Origin of the sequence: Magnetococcus sp. PR-3 (assembly GCF_036689865.1) — a bacterium.
Lineage (GTDB): Bacteria > Pseudomonadota > Magnetococcia > Magnetococcales > Magnetococcaceae > Magnetococcus.
Window position 1 is genome coordinate 108,069 of record NZ_JBAHUQ010000003.1, and the last position, 20,726, is coordinate 128,794.

General features: G+C 50.9%; 18 protein-coding genes. 9 read left to right on the plus strand and 9 right to left on the minus strand.

Going from position 1 to position 20,726, the window contains the following annotated elements; translation table 11 throughout:
• Nucleotides 1-127 precede the first annotated feature (127 nt).
• The 7 genes from V5T57_RS03430 (at nt 128) to V5T57_RS03460 (ending at nt 8,785) form a co-directional block, all read left to right on the plus strand.
• The gene (locus tag V5T57_RS03430) at nt 128-1,225 is read left to right on the plus strand and encodes a hypothetical protein (protein WP_332889759.1); all 1,098 of its coding nucleotides are present in this window, start codon (nt 128-130) and stop codon (nt 1,223-1,225) included.
• Between the two features lie 83 nt (nt 1,226-1,308).
• Nucleotides 1,309-2,235, plus strand: coding sequence for an NAD-dependent epimerase/dehydratase family protein (locus tag V5T57_RS03435; RefSeq protein WP_332889760.1), 927 nt, complete (start codon nt 1,309-1,311; stop codon nt 2,233-2,235).
• 27 nt (nt 2,236-2,262) lie between these two features.
• The gene (locus tag V5T57_RS03440; RefSeq protein ID WP_332889761.1) at nt 2,263-4,641 is read left to right on the plus strand and encodes an AsmA family protein; all 2,379 of its coding nucleotides are present in this window, start codon (nt 2,263-2,265) and stop codon (nt 4,639-4,641) included.
• Nucleotides 4,642-4,831: 190 nt separating this feature from the next.
• On the plus strand, nt 4,832-6,016 hold the full coding sequence (lapB, locus tag V5T57_RS03445; protein ID WP_332889762.1) for a lipopolysaccharide assembly protein LapB: 1,185 nt from the start codon (nt 4,832-4,834) through the stop codon (nt 6,014-6,016).
• Between the two features lie 327 nt (nt 6,017-6,343).
• The gene (locus V5T57_RS03450; RefSeq protein WP_332889763.1) at nt 6,344-7,627 is read left to right on the plus strand and encodes a spore maturation protein; all 1,284 of its coding nucleotides are present in this window, start codon (nt 6,344-6,346) and stop codon (nt 7,625-7,627) included.
• 387 nt (nt 7,628-8,014) lie between these two features.
• Nucleotides 8,015-8,215 (plus strand): hypothetical protein, encoded by a 201-nt coding sequence (locus tag V5T57_RS03455; RefSeq protein ID WP_332889764.1) that lies wholly within the window; start codon nt 8,015-8,017, stop codon nt 8,213-8,215.
• 159 nt (nt 8,216-8,374) lie between these two features.
• Nucleotides 8,375-8,785, plus strand: a complete 411-nt coding sequence (locus tag V5T57_RS03460) for a PilZ domain-containing protein (RefSeq protein ID WP_332889765.1) — start codon at nt 8,375-8,377, stop codon at nt 8,783-8,785.
• 565 nt (nt 8,786-9,350) lie between these two features.
• On the opposite strand, the gene V5T57_RS03465 is transcribed toward V5T57_RS03460, so the two are convergent.
• The 9 genes from V5T57_RS03465 to V5T57_RS03505 form a co-directional block, all read right to left on the minus strand.
• Entirely contained in the window at nt 9,351-9,626 is a 276-nt protein-coding gene (locus V5T57_RS03465; RefSeq protein WP_332889766.1) for a hypothetical protein, read from the minus strand.
• A gap of 564 nt (nt 9,627-10,190) precedes the next feature.
• Nucleotides 10,191-10,364, minus strand: coding sequence for a hypothetical protein (locus tag V5T57_RS03470; RefSeq protein WP_332889767.1), 174 nt, complete (start codon nt 10,362-10,364; stop codon nt 10,191-10,193).
• 56 nt (nt 10,365-10,420) lie between these two features.
• Entirely contained in the window at nt 10,421-10,630 is a 210-nt protein-coding gene (locus V5T57_RS03475) for a hypothetical protein (protein ID WP_332889768.1), read from the minus strand.
• A gap of 298 nt (nt 10,631-10,928) precedes the next feature.
• On the minus strand, nt 10,929-11,291 hold the full coding sequence (locus tag V5T57_RS03480; protein WP_332889769.1) for an STAS domain-containing protein: 363 nt from the start codon (nt 11,289-11,291) through the stop codon (nt 10,929-10,931).
• Between the two features lie 246 nt (nt 11,292-11,537).
• A complete protein-coding gene (locus V5T57_RS03485; protein WP_332889770.1) occupies nt 11,538-12,920 on the minus strand; it encodes a MaoC/PaaZ C-terminal domain-containing protein in 1,383 nt (460 codons plus the stop codon).
• Nucleotides 12,921-12,929: 9 nt separating this feature from the next.
• Nucleotides 12,930-13,946 carry a hypothetical protein gene (locus V5T57_RS03490; RefSeq protein WP_332889771.1) on the minus strand — a complete coding sequence of 339 codons (1,017 nt, stop codon included), beginning with the start codon at nt 13,944-13,946 and terminating at the stop codon, nt 12,930-12,932.
• Nucleotides 13,933-15,612 carry an HAD-IIIC family phosphatase gene (locus V5T57_RS03495; protein WP_332889772.1) on the minus strand — a complete coding sequence of 560 codons (1,680 nt, stop codon included), beginning with the start codon at nt 15,610-15,612 and terminating at the stop codon, nt 13,933-13,935. Before V5T57_RS03495 ends, V5T57_RS03490 begins: the two co-directional genes overlap by 14 nt.
• Nucleotides 15,613-15,623: 11 nt before the next feature.
• A complete protein-coding gene (locus V5T57_RS03500) occupies nt 15,624-15,914 on the minus strand; it encodes a hypothetical protein (protein WP_332889773.1) in 291 nt (96 codons plus the stop codon).
• Nucleotides 15,915-15,917: 3 nt separating this feature from the next.
• Nucleotides 15,918-16,892 (minus strand): polysaccharide deacetylase family protein, encoded by a 975-nt coding sequence (locus V5T57_RS03505; protein ID WP_332889774.1) that lies wholly within the window; start codon nt 16,890-16,892, stop codon nt 15,918-15,920.
• Between the two features lie 188 nt (nt 16,893-17,080).
• Here V5T57_RS03505 and clpB point away from each other — a divergent pair, with 188 nt between their 5' ends.
• Together clpB and ppk2 are read left to right on the plus strand one after the other, a co-directional pair.
• On the plus strand, nt 17,081-19,666 hold the full coding sequence (clpB, locus tag V5T57_RS03510) for an ATP-dependent chaperone ClpB (protein WP_332889775.1): 2,586 nt from the start codon (nt 17,081-17,083) through the stop codon (nt 19,664-19,666).
• A 172-nt stretch (nt 19,667-19,838) separates the two neighbouring features.
• Nucleotides 19,839-20,705 carry a polyphosphate kinase 2 gene (ppk2, locus tag V5T57_RS03515; protein WP_332889776.1) on the plus strand — a complete coding sequence of 289 codons (867 nt, stop codon included), beginning with the start codon at nt 19,839-19,841 and terminating at the stop codon, nt 20,703-20,705.
• Nucleotides 20,706-20,726 lie beyond the last annotated feature (21 nt).

Below are 20,726 nucleotides of genomic sequence, written 5' to 3' on the forward strand. Positions count from 1 at the left end.
CCGACAAGGGGTAGCTTTCAATGATTTAAGATGGGTTGGTTAATAGATTAATTGGCGTCACAAACAGTTGCATCTCAACAACGGTCTCGTTTTAAACCAACCGTGGCTACAATTAAGGGGAAGCGGCATGGAACCGTTAGCTTGGTTTGGAATTGCAGTGGGTACCATGGCAGTATGGTATTTGTGGGAACGCGGCGGGGTACAACCCCCACCACCGCCCCCACCCCAACCAAAACGTGAAACACCGAAACAGACAATTCTACCCCCCGAGCCGGAACCGGAACCTGAGCCAAAACCAAAAGTGGAGCCTGAATCCATTACGGTAGAGGCCACCGTGGATCCAGAACCGACACCGGTGCAAGAGACGCCTGAACCGGTGGTAGAAGCCCCCCCTGCACCTGAACCAACGCCTGAACCGGTGGTAGAAGCCCCCTCTGCGCCCGAACCAACCCCGGAACCGGTGGCGGAAGCCCCCTCTGCACCCGAACCAACCCCGGAACCGGTGGCGGAAGCCCCCTCTGCACCCGAACCAACCCCGGAACCGGTGGTGGAAGCCCCCTCTGCGCCCGAACCAACCCCGGAACCGGTGGCGGAAGCCCCCTCTGCACCCGAGCCGACTCCAGAGCCGGTGGCGGAAACACCCCCTGCGCCTGAACCAACCCCAGAACCAGCCTCTGAGGCTTCAATTAAAATGGGTATTTATCCAGATGCAGAAGGGTTGATGTTACCACCCCTGTCCGAGAAATATGATAAAACCTATACGGGTAAAAACCCATTGGATGAAGCGCATCAATCCAACATGAACCCGGTTCAACAGACCTGCGATTGTGTTGATTTTACCCAAAACCGAGCTGAGTTTCCCTTGGGAGATGTCCGACGTGTCTGTGCCTGCCAAGCATTAAAATTGACACAGATCCGCGCAAAGTCCTGTTATGAGCCTTTGGTTTGGTGTGCTGTCATTGGGGGCAAACAACGGGATCTCACCAAATTTTATCTAACAAAACTGTTAAGTGAACCGGCAGGCATTGGCTTTACCCCAGATCGATCCGTGGTGGCCCTACATGCTCGCGCCCCCAGGCGTACCGATGCCAGTGGTCATGCCAGTGGTGACTACAAGGTCTATGAATATGATCTAAACAGCCGACAATGGCTGGACCATGCACCACCTGTACATTTGGCTGAAGTGGCTAAACCGATGTTGGATAATCTGTTTAAAACAGGTTAATGCCAGGATATATCGACTAAAAGACCCCTCGTTTTACAGACAAGCGAGGGGTCTTTTACCTTATACGATAATTTGGAGTAAAGATGGCAACCTACCTGATAACCGGTGGCTGTGGATTTATAGGCTCACATTTAGCCGATGCGTTGTTGGCCCGCGGTGATAATGTGCGTATTTTGGATGATCTTTCCACAGGTAAGCGTGACAATGTGCAAACAGCTTGTGAGGTGAGTATTGGTGATGTTGCCGATACCGATACGGTCAAACAGGCTATGCAGGGTGTGGATGGGTGTTTTCATCTGGCCGCTGTGGCTTCTGTAGCACGCTCCAATGAGGATTGGGTCGGTACCCACCGTATTAACCAAACCGGCACGGTTAATGTGCTGGATGCTGCCCGCTATGCCAAAGCAGGTCGCCCGGTACCGGTGATTTATGCCTCTTCTGCTGCAACCTATGGGGATTGCCGGGATTTACCCATTTGTGAAGAGGCCCCCCGTCAACCCCTAACAGCTTATGGGGCTGATAAGTTGGGTTCAGAGCTGCATGCCGTTGTTGCCAGTGGTGTGCATGGCGTACCCACCTGTGGTTTCCGCTTTTTCAATGTCTATGGCCCCCGGCAGGATCCCCACTCCCCCTACTCCGGGGTTATCTCCATCTTCACCAATCGCATGAAAGATGGCGCTGATGTGACAGTATTTGGGGATGGTGGACAGACTCGGGATTTTGTTTATGTGGCAGATGTGGTAGCGCACCTGTTGGCCGGCATGCAAAAGGCTGCTGGAGAAGCAAAGGTTTATAACGTTTGCACCGGAAAAGCGATTACCATCCTGCAACTTGCACAACGTGTTCGGTCACTGCTTGAGAGTCAGGCGACCATTCATCATGGTGAACCCAGGGCTGGGGATATTCGTGAATCACTTGGTGATCCCCGTCGTGCGACAGAGGAACTTGGGGTCTCAGCCCAAGTTGCGTTGGAAGATGGACTAAAAAAGCTACTGGATAGCTTGAATTAATAAGCCCTCCGTTTAGGGAAAGAAGCGATGAAAAAATTGTTGATTGGCCTAATTGGCCTGATTGTCTTGATCATTGTCGTCCTGTTGGCGATTCCAATGTTTGTGGATCCCAACGATCATAAACAGACCATTGCCGAAAAAGTGCGTGAAGCCACTGGACGGGAATTGAGTTTGAACGGAGATCTTAATCTCTCACTCTTCCCCTGGGCTGGGGTCACCATCGACTCCGCCGCACTGGGTAACCCCATGGGCCTTGGTGATGGCCAGTCCATGGTTAAGCTGAATAAGATCGATGTACGGATGAAGCTCATGCCGCTGCTCTCCAAGCAGGTTGAGGTTGACCGCATCATTATTGATGGACTGGAAGCCAACCTGATTCGGGATAAAAACGGGCGGGATAACTGGAGCGACTTGGCCGGCGGTGGTCATAAAGATGCTGCTGACGAAGATAAGTCCGGCCATGATGATAAGGATGACCATAAGGATGACCAAGAGCATACCGATGCACTGGCCGGTCTTAAGCTGGGTGGGGTGGAGATTACCAACGCTAAAGTCACCTTCCGGGATGAGCAAGGCGACCTTTTGGCCAGCCTGAGCCCTTTGAATCTGACCACCGGTGCCGTGCGTTTGGGTGAGCCGGTTAATTTAAGCCTGGATGCCAAGGTATCCAAAAGCAGTATCAGTGGAGCAGGTGAAGCCATTGATGCCGCCATCCAGTTCAGTGGCCAGTTAAAGCCTGGTGCTGATATGCAGTCACTGCTTATGAATGGGATGAAACTGGCCATCGGGACCGTGGCCAAAGGGCTGCCAGTGACCAAAGTGCAAACCCAATTAAGTGCAGATGTTGCCATTGATCTGGCCAACGGCACAGTGCAGGTTAGCAACAATAAGCTGGCTGTGGAAGCCACAGGTACCCCAGAACTGGGTATGGAAACCGTACGGGCCGCACTGAGTGGTGCCATCGGCGTTCATTTAGATCCTTTGAAAGTGAATATCTCTGGAATGGACCTGATGATCCAAGGCAATGGTGAAAAACTGCCTGGCGGTTCCGTGGATATGCGTCTGTCGGCTCATATTGCCACCGATATGGCAGCGGGTACGGTGGGTGTAAGCCAATTACACCTGGAAGGATTTGGTCAACAACTGAAAGCCACAGGCGGTGTGGATGTTGCCAACCTGAATGGGGATCCCCGTGTGGCGTGGAACCTAACCCTAGACCCCACCTCCCCCAAAGATCTGATGGCTAAATTGGGTCTACCCCCTCTACAAACCGCTGATCCTAATGTGCTCACCAAGTTAGCGATGGCTATGCAGGGCAAACTGGATATGGCCAATGGTGGCTCTGCAACCGTTAGCAAGCTGGATCTTACATTGGATGATACCCACTTTACGGGTAACCTCTCCGCGCCCCGTTTGGATGGTACCGCAGCACGGTTTAACCTAAAGGGAGATAAACTGGATCTGGACCGCTACATGGTTGCCAGTGACCAAAAGGGTAAAACAGAGACTGCGGATACACCCTCCACACCCGCAGCCAAAGGGGATGATACGGTTCTTGATCAAGCCACCATCGATCAACTCCGCCAGTTGGATATCAAAGGCCAAGTGGTCTTGGATAGCTTGAAGGCTGCCAAGGGTCAATTTGAGAAGGTCACCCTTAAAGTAGATGCCGCCAAAGGGTTATTGAAACTCAACCCCTTCTCAGTCAACCTCTATAAAGGTTCTCTCATGACCACCGGTCAGATTGATGTCCGGGGTAAAACGCCTAAAATGGCCTTTAAAAAGAACCTCAAGGGTGTCCAGCTTGGTGACATGCTCAAAGAGATGGCCGATGTGGATCTACTGACCGGCCAGGCTGATTTAAAATTGGATACCACCACCGCAGGTACCACCATGTATGGCTTGAAGCGCCAGTTAAATGGAAACATTAAGGGTGGTGTCTCTAAAGGAACCTTGCAGGGTTTGAACATTTTAGGACAGATCAAATCGGTCTATGCCATGGCCACCGGCAAACCAGCCCCACCTGCTGGAACTAAGGACACCTCCTTCAATGATATGATCTTGGATGCCAAAATTGTTCAAGGGGTCATGCGCCATGAACGGTTGAAGATTAGCTCCAACGACATGATCATGCAGGGCAAAGGTACCGTGGATATTGCCGATGAGATGCTGGATTACAACATGAACGCCAAGGTGCGTAATCTGGGCAAAAAGGGTCAGGACCTGACCATTCCGGTTAAGGTTAAAGGCAACTGGAATAGCCCCAGTGTTAAAGTTGATCAAGCCTCTCTGGCCAAAGCTTTGGCTAAAGATAAAGCCAAAGAGCTGATTGATAAAAAGTTGGGGGACAAAGCGGCACCCGTTAAGCAAATCTTGAAAGGCTTTGGGGTTAAAGGGCTCTTCTAATCCTCAAATACTTGAGCAAGCTGATACAAGGCCGGTGCAGATGCACCGGCTTTTTTTTGGTGTTTGCCCCGTGACCTATTGGGCGATGAGTGTAATAGTAGGAGATCCTGCAACAGATCTTAATCTAAGCCAGGAATAAACTTGTGTAACGGTCTGTTTTTTAACCTTCTACATGTATGTTGATGGTGAAATGACGTTCTCCTTTCTTGTTGAGTGGGCACCCTGGATTGCACTGGGGCTGATTCTATTTGGAATCGGCTACCGGGTGGGTCAGCATGCTCCTGTGGAAGATCCTGAGGAGATCGCACGACGCCGGGATGCCGCCTTTACCTACCGTGGTTTAAATTTCCTCTTAAACGATGAGCCGGATAAAGCGATTGAGGCTTTTAGTCAGGCTGTTCGTGTTAATTCTGAAACCGTGGAAGTGTACCTCTCCTTAGCCAACCTGTTTTTAAAACAGGGGGAGCTAGGTCGGGCCATTCGCATGCACCAAAACCTGCTGGAACGCCCTAACCTAAGCCGGGAGACCCGCATTGCGGCTCTATATGGTTTGGGTGAGGATTATCGCAAGAGTGGTTTTGTAGATCGTGCGATCCATAGCTACCATCAAACATTGGAAGAAGATCCAGGGCATTTAAAAGCTTTGAGTGCTTTGATGAATTTGCATGAAAACGAAAATCGATGGGATAAAGCACTAGAGATTTTAGAACGTCTGCAAAAGGTTACTGGTGATCCTGACCCAAGACGGGATGCCCATTTACGGGTCCAGATCGGGCGGGAGCAGCTACGCCATGATGTGGCCCCCCCCTCCCCCGATGAAGCCACCCGAAATTTAGAACAGGCCATTGAATCCCACCCCGGTTGCGTAGAGGCCCGCCGTATTATGGCGGAGAAAGCCTTAAAGGATGGGAACCCTGAACAGGCGGTTACTCTCCTTAAGGAGCTGCGTCATACACGGCCTGGCCATATGTTTCTACTGGTGGATGTTCTACGACGTTCCTACGATGCTCTGGAAGATCTAAGTGGTTTTGAATCCTGTATGGATGAAGCCGCCCATGCACAGAGTGCTTCACCACAACTGATCGTCCAGTGGAGTATTTGGTTGGAGGCTGAGCAACGGTTGGAAGATGTCGACACCTTAATGAAGATGGGTCTTGAACGCCGTGGGGATTCCGCCGTTTTAGCACGATGGTATGTGGCCTTTTTGGTGCGTCAGGGCCAGTTTGAACAGGCTTTGGAAGTGGCCCAACAGAGTTTGGATGGCATGGTTGGTCGGCAACCCAACTTTCGTTGCACCCACTGTGGGTTTGAGAGCCATGAGATCTATTGGAAGTGCCCCCAGTGTCACCAATGGGATGAGATGGAGCCCCTTTAAGGATCTTCACTGGATCTCATGGAACCATAAGATCTGTGCCATACATAGGGTCAAGTGGGCCAGTAGGGCATGGGTTAAAACCACTCAGAACGGTTTATCATCACCTAGCGTAATCAAAGCGTTTGCTGTTGCCAAGCCACCAAGCATTCCTGTTAAAGCAGCTTGGCACCAGGTCCAACCGCCCATTTCAACACCTGTTTTGGCCACTTGGGATGGACCGGAATGGGTGAAGCACATGGCATATAGGATGGTTCATTTCCATCGGTGATACGCACACCTGTTATTGCGTCGGTAAGCTGGGACAACAACACACACGGACGTTACACCATGAATGGAATTTTTATTGCCCTGGTCTTTATTGCATTTGGCATGGCGGCCTTTAACACCCTGACGGGTGATACCACAGCCATGCAACAGCTCTCCACCGCCATGGTGGATGCCGCCAAAGGATCGGTGGAACTGGCCTTGGGTCTGGTTGGTGTCATGGCCCTCTTTTTAGGATTGATGAAGATTGTGGAAAAAGGGGGGTTACTGACCCTACTGGCCAAGCTGATTCGTCCCTTAATGATTCGCCTGTTTCCTGAGGTCCCAGCGGACCATCCTGCCATGGGCGCCATGATCCTTAACCTTTCAGCCAATGCCCTTGGCTTAGGTAATGCGGCGACCCCCTTTGGTATCCGTGCCATGCAAGCCCTGGATAGTCTTAACCCCCATAAGGGAACAGCCACCAACAGTATGGCCCTGTTTCTGGCCATTAATACCAGCTCGGTAACCCTGCTCCCAACCGGTGTGATTACCCTTAGAGCGGCAGCCGGTAGTATGGACCCTGCTGCTATTCTACCCACCACCTTATTTGCCACCATTTGTTCAACAACCGTGGCCATTTTAGCTGCGCGTTCGTATCAACGGTTCTTCCCCGCACCCTCGGTTACTTCACAAACGTCTGAAAATACATCTATAGATCATTCTTTAAGTGATGAACAAAAGGATATTTTGCAAAAGACCGCCTCTGGTAGCTCTGCCATGGCCTCCTACCTCTTTTTGGCGGTTATCCTCTGTCTGGTTCCTGTAACCATTCTCTATGGAAAAGCCATCTCCCCCTGGGTTATGCCTGGTTTGATGGTCGCCATGCTCAGTTTTGGTCTGTTCCGTGGTGTTAAAGTGTACGAAGCTTTTGTAGAAGGGGCCAAAGAGGGTTTTGATGTTGCGCTGAAAATTATCCCTTATCTGGTTGCCATTTTGGTGGCTGTTGGTATGTTCCGGGCCAGTGGTGCTATGGATCTGTTAATTGGCCTACTCTCCCCCTTTACCAGTTGGATTGGGTTACCGGCTGAAGCCCTACCCATGGCTCTGTTACGCCCACTCTCAGGCTCAGGTGCCTATGGTATTGTGGCGGATACCATTCAAAACCCTGCCATTGGGCCTGACGGCTATGTGGGTATGCTGGTTAGTACCTTGCAAGGTTCTACAGAAACCACCTTTTATGTCCTGGCCGTCTATTTTGGTGCCGTACAGGTTAAGCGGGTACGCCATGCGTTAGCGACCGCTTTAACCGCTGATCTGGCGGGTATTTTAGCGGCCGTCTTTATTTGCAGTATCCTGTTTGCTTAAGGGCGCGAAAAACCCGTGTAGGCCACCGACAAGATACGCCACCGGTGACGGCTCGGTACCCTCTTTCCTAATTTACCAAGGGGGGAATGGTGACCATGTAGATGGATTGTGCAGGGCTCGGTTGCACCTGTATGCCCGTTTGATCGTATGATTGTACGGCATTCACCCTTATTGGGATGAAGGTTGAGCCATAACTGACATGATTGAGACGCCATTCACCCCAAGCTGCAACGGGTTATTGCCTACTTTGTGGGGGATGTGGATGGCACACAACGGCTGGATTGGCATTTGACGTTGGCAGAAAACCCCATCTATCATTCCAACTTCTCCGGTATTGGTGACATGTGCCAAGCCAATATGTGTGCCACACCTCAGCAGATAGCTTAGTTGGATCAACTCAACAAAGAGCGGACGATTGTGACAGGCCGTTGGGCTCTATTGGTCTTTTCACCCCGTGAAGCTGCCCTGACTGCACACTATGAAGCGCTCAAAGGCAACCGTCATCCCATGCACAATTTTTCAACTCTTGAAGCCGCTGAACCGTTCCTGAATATGGATCTCAGTCCTTATATTCCACACACCACCTAAAAATATTTTTCACGAATCACCTGATATCAATAACTTGCGTATATATAAAATGACATACGTATACAAAAAGAAGACAATACGTTACAAATAATCATGTAGGAAGTACGGTTTTTATACGGTAAACCGTTGGTCAGACCTTCAGCACCATATGTGGATACCATGTCATCCGTTACGTTAAGTAAATATCTCTTGATGGAAAAGCAGATTGAAGTTCCTAAGGAACGTCGAACACCCCGAGATGGTTTTTCGGGTGGGCGCCGGGAAAAACCCCGCTTTGTCTGTAGTGATAAGATGACCATTCACCTGGATGGTGAAGAACAGATCATGGTAACCGAGGTCGAGAACATCAGCTTCTCTGGCGTGCCAGACCCTATTGCTGATGGTATCTTTATCCCCTTTGAAACCATCCCCCCCCAGTTTCAACTGGGTAAGCGCGGCACCATTGAAATGACCCTGGCGGATGTGGACTTTATCTGTCCATGTGAAGTGGTGCGTCTACGGGAAACAGGTGTTGCGCTACGCCTGCTCAAACAAAAACACAAAAAACTGAACCATGATCTAACCGCTTAACCAGCTAGACCATGTCATCCATTGTGTCTTTTACAACCCTTAGGATCTCTTTTTTACTCGGGTTGAGTGGCATGCAGGGGTATACGGTTGTGCAGATAGGTGGATAGATCTGCAGGATCACCAACCCCATACATGATTGACCCATGGGTAGCGTATGGCAACGCCATGGTCAGCTCTCTCTAAATGGGTGTACCTATTTGGCCCATGGCACGTGACCTTATGAGGGTGGTGGCAGACGCTACCTTTCATCCACCCCCAAGTCCTAACCCCATTGGCGTAACCCTGAGATCATACAAAGCCATGATCTCTGAGCCATGGGTATGCCCAAACCCACCGGCGAGACAAGACCCATACAAGGTTGCGATCACCCAAAAATCTCCCATCAACACCACAGACTTTGATCACCATACAGATCTGTGGAGGTCAGGTGAGACTGAAGCCGCCATGGGGTGTCGCAAGGCCTCGATCACGCAGAGACACACCATCACTAAGTTGGGGGCTCCCCTCAAACGGATTGAGCATCGGGTACCCCCTTGGAGGGGTGCTTCATGATGCCCAGATGGGGTTATTCCCAATCGTCTTCAAAAGCATCTGCTGGTGGAAAAAGATCCTCATCATCAAACCAGTTGTCAGGACTGTGGCTCATGATTTCACAATCCACGCCTGAAACCCGCGCAGCTTCATCATACAACTTGGCAACAATGCGATCCAAACGACGCATTTCAGCATCTTCCAGTTGACCATTGTTGGCCATTTCCTGAAGCTGAATTAAAGTTGGATCGTTCAGTTGTGCAAAGATTTCACGACGCGCCATGGCATCGACAGTAAAGTCCTGGTGCATAATTTCATCCCCTCGTGCAAAGCGGAAATTTAAGCGAACACCAGACAAGAGAACAAAAAGCGGGCCAATCAATAAATAGCGCTTATGCTACTGTTTTAATTGGATATTTTATAGATACGAGAGAACTTGGTCATGCGGCAGCAACTGCCAGATAGGAAAAAAGAGACACCGCCAACTGGGAAAAAAGGGAACGGACGGTGCGGTGAGGAAGCGGCGGAAACCGCACCGTCCGTAATATGACCTCATGCCATCTGGTTCCTTAAACAGAACCAGCGGAGAAACGATTGAGGCACGAGATCCATCAACAGACTCATTTCGTCAACCTTGCAGCTGACCCCCACAATCCATGGGTCTGTCTGATGCCATGGCTGGTCTTGGACCATCCAGTGGTAGTTGGGTACATCCTTCCTGGATATACCTTGGCCTTCCTTGGCCTAAGCACCGTAGTGCCCGGGGAATCCTCCCCTTGTATGACAACGTTCTACCTAAGCAGCGGGTGGGAATCCTTTCCCGATCCATCCTTGGACCATGCCCTATGGCGTTCCTTCTGCCACATTGGTCTGCTTAAGCGAGTCCGCCGTCTAAAATCCGATAGCTACTTTTCGACCCTTTACGCTGATAGGTCGGCAATTGTGCGCCCGCTAGCCATTTATGCAGATCTTTTTTGGTCAACATAATCAAAGTCTGCGTTGCTGCGTTTTTCTCTGCATCTTGTGCATGATTGGGTATGGGGGACATCACACGCCTCCTTGGCCGAAGATCACGTGTTATGGTGATCTCACGCTTGCCATCTCCTAATCCGTGGAGAATGGACTTTTAAGTTTTGGATGACCAAATGCATCCGGCAAACCCTGATCGGCATCGCTTAGCATCTCCGGTAACTGTGCGCCGGAAATCAATGGTTGTTCACAAGGTTCTGAGATGGCATCTAAATAATCTTCGTATTGAAACAGATCCTTTTCTACTTCACTGGTCCATTCCATACGCTTTGCACGATTAACCATCTTAAACACACCTTTCCAACCTGCCTTTGATCAAGGCCATCCTACTACCTGGATCCAAACAGCATCCTGCTGTAAAAATCCTTAACCTTACCCCCTATACAGCACCATTTGTGCCATATATGAATAAAGCATTATTTACAATATGTTATGAGTATTTGCAGCAGACTTCACCCTGATTGCCAGGGCTCAGGTGTCGGTGTTATGACACCATAAAAGTAGGTGAGAGGTATAAAGCAAACCCCAGACCATAATCCGTATTTTTTAAGCAGAAAGCTGTGGATCAAAAAAAGCCCAATGGTTAGGCCATGACCCGCCCACCACGCATCTCTTTAATGGGGGCATGGATATCGGTTTCAGCAGTATGGCTTGCATGACGAATGGGATACAGGCGATGAAAATTGGCGATTTTTAAAGTGTGGAACACACTGTCGGAAGGATCACATAGGATAACATTTTGAAACCCCTGGGCATGATCGCGCAGCTGCAGCAAAGAGGCCAGCCCAGAACTGTCAATATAGGGCATTTTTTCCATATGGAACATCATAGGCTCACCTTGTGGTTGAGCCTCAATGGCCTTAAGAAAAGGGATTTGGCTTTTTGCATTGAGCGCTTCATCCATATGAATATGGATTTCACCCTTTTCGCTCCATACTTTGATCATAATCTTCTACCTGTGGTGGTCCAAGCCCCAGATCCCAGGATCCACCCCCCTCTCTATATCCTACATCATGACGATTTTATCAGTACTGATCAAGTCTTTTTTTAATGCATAAGTACCTGATATCACATAGTTGTGCAGGATATGACCTATAAACAGAACTAGAAATGACACATACTGACAATAGAGAAATTGTGAAAAAGATATTTTGTACATAGAAGGTATGTGGATTTAGCACTGCCCCTTTACCTAGAGACCATGCATGGTCGCAACCCAGGGCTGTATCACCTCTAAGGGTGGTTGGGGGGCCGGACCTAACAAACTCATATTCTGATCCGTATGTAACTTGGGTAAACGCGGCAGTTGGATATGAAACCGTTTATCGTGTTGATTCAGGTAGTGACACAGTGCTTCCCCCGCCCCTTTGGCCATGGCGTACTCAACCAAGCCTTTGGGTACATCGGTCACATAGATGGTAGAAGGATAAAAAACCTGTAACGGTTCACCATCTGTACGGACCAAACGCTCTAACGTTTGTAAAAAACCGTGTACATAAAACTGCTCAAAATAGGCCAAGCGCTGAGCATCCACCAAACCATGTGCCACACCACGACCAATTGGGGGTGTGGCAAAATAGTAGAGATGGCTGTAGTGCGGGTTTAGATCTTGGGGGGGGTGACACACATCCCATTTTAAGAGATCACAACATCCACCCGCTTGGGTGATCTCCTGGGCCACACGCTGGGCATCTTCTTGACCATGGGCATAGGTAATGGTCACCTGCCCTCCTCCAGCCGCAATCAACTTGGCTGCGACCTCACCCAAACCACGGGCGCCACCAAGCACAAGAGCATGTGTACCGACATAGGCTTGATGACCATAACGTTCCACCATGGCTTGTGCAGAGGGCTGTTCGACAGGTGGGGGTCGGAAAAAGGCCTGAACCGCTCCCTGCATCACGCCACCTTCAACTTCCATTTTAATGGGTGCTCGAGGAGAGCTGGCCCGTTTGACCCGGTAGCGCAACTGTGTTGAATGGGTTGCTTGCGCTTGGCGTTGCAGTTTAAACCCGGAAAAGAGGGAGTGCAGCCCTGGGCAGACCATACCAACCAGTTGGGTTAAGCCCAACAGCACCGCCAAAGCTTGCGGGTCATGGTACACACCCAATGCAGGAAAAAGTGCCTGTAACTGAGGTTGATCCACCGGTAACGGTACGGAGCCGGTCTGGTCTTTACACTGGTTAAAAAGAGGTTGCTGCGGCATAGAGACATGCGCAGGGGCGTGAGGTAAAGGATCGGACCCGTGATCACCCGGTGTGATCCATAAACTCATCCGTGGCCCACCATCATCCACCAGTTGCAGCTTAAGCCGTTCTCCTTCTTGCACCATGGGCGCAACACGAACCGGATCCTGTATAAAAACCGGTTGGGAAAAATGAGCTTCAATGGCAGCCAATGGGGGTAGCTTGCCCTGCTGGGCCAGATCTTCCAACAGAACAAAAACCAGATGCATACCATGCACCACCACTTGACCAAAAGGGGTCCGTCTGGCAGCAATGGTGTCTACATGCATGGGGTTGTAATCCCCGGAAAGCTGAGCAAAAGCCTGTTGATGATCCTGTGTAAAATTCATGGTCTCACTTCAAGGCAGACGGTTGGGACGGTCCTGGTCCCCATCAGCTCGGAAAATACGATGATCCTCCGGCCCCTTAAAGGCGTAGTACATACGTACATTGCGCTGTTCAAACGGTTCAAAATAGTTTGGAACAATCAAAACACCATCTGGATCCACAGCATGAAAACCCGCCTGTTTTAAGGGGGTATGGTCTGCTAAGCGCACCCAAAAATCGGCATATTCACACTGTTGCTGCGCCAACACCTCCAACAGCGCGCCACCACACTGTCCCAAATGCTCGATATCCCCCATATAATCCACCAACCGTAATGCCTTAGCCCCTTCATGTTCCACCTGACGGGTGGCCAGCAAGCCCACCACTTGATCATCCCGGACCACTTGAAACAGTGGATAGTGGTAGTAGGGATGTTCCAAAAAACGGCGGCAAAAATAGTCTCCACTTTTGGCAGGAACAGCAGCACCATTTAGGTTGGGCCATGTGGTCAGTGAGGCTTGATCTACCCTCTGTAATTGGGCATCCCCTTGCTTAACCTGGGGCAGCACAACTCCTTTGGGTACATGGGCCAGTTGCGGCTGGACCTGGGGATTAAACAGCACATATTGGGTCAGTTGGCCCGTATGAAAACGCAGCGCTTTGTACATGGGGGGGTGCGCGGTATTAATACCCACCACACCAATCCAGGCATGGGGCTCCTGCTTCATCACAGCACGCAACAGGCTTAACCCCAAACCTGCCACACCACAATCATCCCGAACTTTCCACAGCGCCAACCAGATCACATTCTGTCCATCCAAATGCGGATCATAACGGGTCAGGTTGATATAACCCAACACCCCCAACAGCTCCTCACCCCGCCATGCCACCATATAGTCATAGCCATCCCGCCCCACAGATTGATGTTGCCAATCAAACAGCCCCGTATGGGTGGCCATGATATGCCCTTTGGACCAGTGGGTATCAATAAAGGCCATAACACGATCCCGCTCGTGCTGGAGACAACGACGAACCTCAACCTTGGGCATGGGGTTGTACCTCTACGGACAAATGGGCGGGTTGGGGATAGGGTTGATGACAGTCCCAGCTAAAAAGATGCTCGGATATTTCCACCAAACCAGAGTGACGAAGATAGGTTAAACAGGGGGCATTACGGGGGGTGGGCAGATAGCGGGCCACCAGCTGTTTGGCGCCCTGAGCAGTAGCCCAGGCTACCGCTTGGGCCATTAACAGGTGCTCAATCTGACGCCCCATAACCCGACAACTGAGGATCAGATCGGTCAACACCGCCTGCTCACCTTCTAGGGCAACCGCCATAATACCGGTCAGGCCAGATGCCCCAAAACGGTCGGAAACCGATGCCGCCAACAGATGGTGATCCGTATGTTCAGCCCACTGGCTGATCTCCTGTTCGGAAAGACGGCGCGTGGCCATGTTCATTTGGTTGGTTTTGTTAAAGAGCTGCTCAATACGGGGCAAATTGGCTTTGGTGATAGGGCTTAATACCACCTGCATATCCAAGGTGCCTAACCAGTCACCATGGGAGCCCACATCCTCTTTAGCTTCCTGTCGGGCCCGTTCAGCCCGGATCATCTCAGCCCGTTTGCGGTCTTCACCACTTAACGCAGGTATTTCAAAACAGTCCATAGCCCGCAAAAAAGTGGCATACTCTGTGGGCTGTTTGGGCCACTCGGGTACCAGTACCTCAGGTAAAGCTTCCCGCACCCGGCCACGTTCAGCGGGGTTATCATCAATAAACACCACCGATTTAAGACCCAGATTGATCTCCTTGGTCAAATCCGCCACATTTTGGGCTTTATCCATCCAGTTTATACGCCAACCAGCCAGATCCGTTTTTTTCAGCACCATCTCCGGGTGGTTATCGAACGCTGCCAGGGCCACCTCTTCAGTATTTTTGCTCACAACCCCTACCAGGATGCCCCGTTTAATCAAACCCTTTAAAGCCCGTTGAAAATCCTGAAAAGCTTCTCCCGCATGATCATGCCCCCCCAGCCGAATGCCCTCCCAGCCAGTTTCCCCAATGATCCCGCCCCACATGGTATCATCCAGATCCACCAAGACCAGTCGCCTAGCGGCCCCTTGCAGGCCATCCACAGCCGCGAGAATATCCTTAGCCGCGGCTTCCAGCACACCATTGCCATAGGGGGTTTTGGTGGCATAACCCATGCGGGGAGAAGCCGCCTTGGGGCCCGCCACCTGTAACCAGGATTGGGCATCTAGAAGATGAATATTGGGGGCTTTGGCCAAACGATCTGCAAGTTGTAGATTGGCCTTGCTCAGCATATATCGCAACCCGATACCTGGTCTCCAATCCAACATGCCGTACCCCCGCTCTGCAGGGGGCATCACCCAACTGGCTACAAACAGGTGTTTAACCTGGGCTGCATGGTTTAGAAGCAACTGGGCAAAGCGATTGACCTCTTTTTCCAAAGCGGCTTCATCAACCGGCTCAAAATCCAAACCATCGGCAAAGCTGGGCAACACCCCTTCTGGGCGGCACCAAACCATCACCAACGCATCCCCTTGTTCCGGGGCTGCCGCTAAGGTTTGATACACTTGGCCAAAGGGGGTGAGTTTGGCTTCCATACAGTTTTGGTTTTGGCCGTGGTTCAGCAATCGGGCCAGGACGCTGGTGTTAAAGTCACTGATAAGCGTCAGAGCTGTCTTGGACATGGATTCATCCATTAGGCGTGCTGCGTGAGCCAGTTGGTTAGATTACCCAGCGTATGAAAATGGTCAGCATTGGCCTCATCGGCAATGGCATCCAACAAAGAGAGGGAGAGATCCAACTGCTCCTCCAACTGCTCTTCAACCGCGACAAAAAGATTGATCAAAGAGAGGGAGTCCAACACCCCACCTTCCCCAACCAAAATGGTCGCGGCCTGATCACCCTGAAGATGGTTCTCTGGGGGGAGCTGCCGGTTTAGTTCCGTAATGGCGTCGGCCAAAATGGTTTCAATGGTCTGTTGATTCATGGTTTATCTCTCTATGGCTTGCGCAACAAAAGTGGCTTGACCACTTCTGGGTAGGGCGTTGGTATCCAGTCTGGGCAGTGTCAGTAGGGTGTCGCGGTTAAAATCCACCGCTAAAGGTTCGGTGGTAACCGCCATGTCAAAACCATACGCCTGCAATACCTGTTGGGTGGTGGCATTATAACCCCCATATGGGTAGCAGAAACTGGCGAGGGATTGGGTCGCCCCCAGGGTATCCAAAAAGGTACGGGTTTTTTTAATATCCGCCCGTTGAGCCGCTTCATCCTGGTGGTTTAACCAATCGTGTTGATCACCATGCCCCCCTACATGCATACCGGCCTCAATCATCACCTTCAATTGGGCAGCATCAACATACAGTTCATTGGCAAAAGCTGCTTCATCGGTGGTCACAAACTGGCTGAACAGGCGGTGGGTGATGCTTTGACGCAGATCTTCTGGCAAAACATGTTGCAACATGCGCTTGAAATAGATCACCTCAGCCGTGTCATAGCGGAACGGCTTTTTCCACGCCGCTTCATAGTGGGCAACGCTCTCTAAGGCATGGGAGGTATGGGCCGCGTTCACGGCATCATTCAACGCACTTACCAGTGCATCTTTATGCTCAACACTGGCGAGAATAAAGTGGATCTTGTTGACATCCAGCACCTCCCGCCGGTCCACCGCACAAACAGGTGGAAAAAACGCACCTGTCAAACCTCGATCCATCAGGTGTGGGAAAACGTGCAGGTAGTGATCCAGATAACCGTCATCAAAGGTCAATAATGCGCTCTGTTCCGGGAGCGGATCCCCCCCCTTCATCGCCTCAGCCACCTGGTGCATACTGACCACATTATAGTGGTTCTGAATATAATCTAACTGACCTAAAAACCCATCCTTTTCAAGACCTTTAATCTCTGGGTACCGACTGTGCTTTAGTGGGCGCACGTAGTGGTACATGACGATATGTAGGGAACGGGACATGGTGTCATCGGCCTATGGCTAAGGGGTCATAAGGGGATATCAACCCCCTTGATCTAGCAATCAAAAAAGCAAACGGTGTACCACTTCCTTACCATCATCCCGAACAAAAACACCACGCCCCCCTTGTAGAATCTTTTCGCCGTACCCATCTGAATGCATGGAAGCACACCCCATAAAAGGATGGAACCATGCAACAGGAACAACTGACCAGCAAATCTGCCGAAGCCCTGAACAGTGCCGTAGGTTTGGCCGCTGAACGTGGCCAACAGTATGTGGAACCAGAACATCTGTTGCTGGCCATGTTGCAGCAAAAAGATGGGTTGATCCCTGCCTTATTAACCAAAATGCAGGCACCTCTACCTGCCTTGTCACAAGCCACCACCGCCACGGTAGATAACCTACCCCGTGTCGGGGGAGATGGTGCGGCACAAACCCTACCCTCCCGTCGTTTACAAAGTTTGTGGCGCGACGCGGAAAAAGAGGCGGCCTCCCTACGGGATGAATACACCTCCACCGAGCACTTCCTGCTGGCCATGAGTGAAATGCAAGAGGGTGCTCTGCCAGGTTTGTTCCGTCAGTTTGCCCTTAACCGCTCAAAAATATTGGATGCCCTTAAGAGCGTACGCAGTGGTCAACGGGTAACCAGCAAAGATCCTGAAGGCACCTTTCAAGCGCTTGAGAAGTATGCCCGTGATCTGACTGAGCTGGCCAAGAGCGGCAAATTGGACCCCGTCATTGGGCGAGATGAAGAGATCCGCCGCACCATTCAGGTTCTTAGCCGTCGTACCAAGAACAACCCCGTGCTGATTGGTGAACCTGGGGTGGGAAAAACCGCCATTGTAGAAGGGTTGGCACTGCGTATTGAACGGGGTGATGTGCCGGAGTCCTTAAAAACCGTACGTATTGTCTCACTGGATATGGGTGCCTTGGTGGCGGGTGCCAAATATCGGGGAGAGTTTGAAGAGCGGTTAAAGGCCGTGCTTAAAGAGGTCCAAGAAGCCGCCGGTCAGATTATTCTATTTATTGATGAGATGCACACCATCGTCGGTGCCGGTAAGACCGAAGGCGCCATGGATGCTGGCAACCTATTAAAACCAGCCTTGGCCCGTGGTGATCTACACTGTGTAGGAGCGACCACGCTGGATGAGTACCGCAAACATGTGGAAAAAGATCCCGCTCTGGAGCGGCGCTTCCAACCCGTCAAGGTGCTGGAGCCTAGTGCAGAGGCCACCATATCTATCCTACGTGGGATCAAGGATAAGTATGAACTCCACCACGGAGTACGGATTACCGATGCCGCCATTGTCGCTGCAGCTACCCTCTCCCACCGTTATATCAACGATCGCTTTCTACCCGATAAAGCCATTGACCTGGTGGATGAAGCCGCCGCCCGTATTCGTATGGAGATTACCTCCAAACCCCAGTTATTGGACACCCTGGATCGACAGATCCTACAGCTACAGATTGAACAGACCGCATTAAGTAAGGAAAAAGATCCTGCTTCCAAAGAGCGCCTATCCAAACTGGAGTCTGAGCTGGCTGATCTTAAGGAGCAGTCTCACACACTTACCATCCGCTGGACCCAGGAACGGGATGTCATTCAGCATGTGGGGCAACTGAAAGAAAAGTTGGAGCAAACCCGTCTACAACTGGAACAGGCGGAGCGCAATGGTCATCTAGAAAAAGCAGGGGAGCTACGTTACAGCACCCTACCCAAGCTGGAAACGGACCTGAATATGGCCGAAGAGGCCGCCGTTCAAGCCAAAGATAGTACCCTGCTTCGGGAGTTGGTGGATGAAGAGGAGATTGCCACCGTCGTGGCCCGCTGGACAGGCATACCCGTGGCCCGCATGTTGGAGGGGGAAAAAGAGAAACTGCTAAAAATGGAAGATCGCCTGCGCCAGCAGGTTGTGGGACAGGATACTGCGCTGGAGGCTATTGCCCGAGCGGTACGTCGCGCCCGAGCAGGTTTGCAGGACCCCAACCGTCCCATTGGTTCTTTCCTATTTCTTGGTCCAACCGGGGTGGGTAAAACAGAGCTGAGCAAAGCACTGGCCCAGTTTTTATTCAATGATAACGGGGCCATGGTCCGACTGGATATGTCGGAGTATATGGAGAAACATGCGGTTTCCCGTTTAATTGGTGCCCCGCCAGGTTACGTGGGTTATGAAGAGGGTGGCCAACTGACCGAACAGGTACGCCGACGCCCCTATAGTGTGGTACTGCTCGATGAAGTGGAAAAAGCCCACCCAGAGGTCTTTAATACCCTGTTGCAGGTGTTGGATGAGGGGCGTTTGACTGACGGTCAGGGTCGCACCGTGGATTTTCGCAATACCGTGTTTATTATGACCTCTAACATCGGCTCCCCCATTATCGCCCAGGGTGGTGACCCTGAGCAGGTGGAAGCTGAGGTCATGGCGATACTGAAACAAGCCTTTCGCCCAGAGTTTCTTAACCGGATTGATGAGACCATTCTGTTCCATGCACTGCAACGTGAGCATATGGACAACATTGTGGAGATCCAGCTTGCCCACCTGTATAAATTGCTGGAGAGCCATAACATCACCCTGGAACTGGATCACCACGTACGCCATACCCTAGCTGAAGAGGGCTATGACCCCATTTATGGCGCCCGCCCCTTAAAACGGGTGATCCAACGCCGGGTGCAAGATCTGTTGGCCGAGGCTATTTTGGCTGGGACCATCCGTGATGGGGACCACCTAACCTTGACTGTAAATGAAGGAAAGATACGCATAAACCCTGTTCACCCTTAATTATTGGACGTAAGGTGGAAGTGATATCGCTTAAAATGTTTCATCTTTGTGAAAAGAGTGACGAAAAGATGAAGTAGGAATAGGCGTCAGCGTCTAATTGACGTACACTGTTTCAAGAGTTCTTAACATCCATCATGTGTTCTGATCGCCACCGATGTGGAGGAAAATGCAGATGTCCAAAAAAGATAAAAAGGCCAAAGCTGAAGCGTTTGCGGCTGAGCCCCTCACCAACACCATTGATGAAAAGCCTACTAAAAGAAAAAAGCTTAAAAAAGAGTTCTATGAAAGTGAACTGGTTAAGCTGCAAGTAGAGCTGGTGAAGTTGCAAGAGTGGATCAAGGCCAAGGGCTTGAAGGTCGTTGTGGTTTTTGAAGGCCGTGACGCAGCTGGTAAGGGTGGCGTGATCAAGCGTATTACAGAACGCTTTAACCCACGTATCTGTAAAGTGGTTGCTTTGGGCACCCCCACCGAGCGTGAAAAAACCCAGTGGTATTTCCAGCGCTATGTGGCCAATTTGCCCGCAGCCGGTGAGATGGTTCTACTGGACCGTAGCTGGTATAACCGTGCTGGTGTTGAGCGGGTTATGGGTTTTTGCTCCGATGAAGAGCATAAAGAGTATTTGCGCTCCTGCCCCGAGTTTGAACGGATGTTGGTCCGTAGTGGCATCATTTTGATCAAATACTGGTTCTCAGTCAGTGATGATGAGCAAGAGCGTCGTTTCCAGGCACGTGTGGAAGATCCTGTTAAGCGTTGGAAGCTGAGCCCCATGGACCTGGAGTCCCGTCAGCGTTGGGTCGAGTACTCTAAAGCCAAAGATGAGATGTTTGCCCACACCGATATCAAGCAGGCTCCTTGGTATGTGGTCAATGGTGAGGACAAAAAGCGGGCACGCCTGAACTGCATCACGCACCTGCTCTCCATGATCCCTTATGAGGATCTGACACCTAAGGCCATTAAGCTGCCCCAGCGAACAGCCAACACATTGGGTTATGTACGTCCACCCAAAGGTGAGCAAACCGCCATTCCTGATAAGTATTAAGTCACATCTTCAGGATCAGGT

Coding starts and splice junctions, on each gene's coding strand:
- lapB (WP_332889762.1), top strand. CDS start 4,832: ATGACGTTCTCCTTTCTTGTTGAGTGGGCACCCTGGATTGCACTGGGG.
- V5T57_RS03505 (WP_332889774.1), bottom strand. CDS start 16,892: ATGTCCCGTTCCCTACATATCGTCATGTACCACTACGTGCGCCCACTA.
- V5T57_RS03480 (WP_332889769.1), bottom strand. CDS start 11,291: ATGATCAAAGTATGGAGCGAAAAGGGTGAAATCCATATTCATATGGAT.
- V5T57_RS03500 (WP_332889773.1), bottom strand. CDS start 15,914: ATGAATCAACAGACCATTGAAACCATTTTGGCCGACGCCATTACGGAA.
- V5T57_RS03430 (WP_332889759.1), top strand. CDS start 128: ATGGAACCGTTAGCTTGGTTTGGAATTGCAGTGGGTACCATGGCAGTA.
- clpB (WP_332889775.1), top strand. CDS start 17,081: ATGCAACAGGAACAACTGACCAGCAAATCTGCCGAAGCCCTGAACAGT.
- V5T57_RS03470 (WP_332889767.1), bottom strand. CDS start 10,364: ATGTCCCCCATACCCAATCATGCACAAGATGCAGAGAAAAACGCAGCA.
- V5T57_RS03435 (WP_332889760.1), top strand. CDS start 1,309: ATGGCAACCTACCTGATAACCGGTGGCTGTGGATTTATAGGCTCACAT.
- V5T57_RS03485 (WP_332889770.1), bottom strand. CDS start 12,920: ATGAATTTTACACAGGATCATCAACAGGCTTTTGCTCAGCTTTCCGGG.
- V5T57_RS03450 (WP_332889763.1), top strand. CDS start 6,344: ATGAATGGAATTTTTATTGCCCTGGTCTTTATTGCATTTGGCATGGCG.
- V5T57_RS03475 (WP_332889768.1), bottom strand. CDS start 10,630: ATGGTTAATCGTGCAAAGCGTATGGAATGGACCAGTGAAGTAGAAAAG.
- V5T57_RS03465 (WP_332889766.1), bottom strand. CDS start 9,626: ATGCACCAGGACTTTACTGTCGATGCCATGGCGCGTCGTGAAATCTTT.
- V5T57_RS03490 (WP_332889771.1), bottom strand. CDS start 13,946: ATGCCCAAGGTTGAGGTTCGTCGTTGTCTCCAGCACGAGCGGGATCGT.
- V5T57_RS03460 (WP_332889765.1), top strand. CDS start 8,375: ATGTCATCCGTTACGTTAAGTAAATATCTCTTGATGGAAAAGCAGATT.
- ppk2 (WP_332889776.1), top strand. CDS start 19,839: ATGTCCAAAAAAGATAAAAAGGCCAAAGCTGAAGCGTTTGCGGCTGAG.
- V5T57_RS03440 (WP_332889761.1), top strand. CDS start 2,263: ATGAAAAAATTGTTGATTGGCCTAATTGGCCTGATTGTCTTGATCATT.
- V5T57_RS03495 (WP_332889772.1), bottom strand. CDS start 15,612: ATGTCCAAGACAGCTCTGACGCTTATCAGTGACTTTAACACCAGCGTC.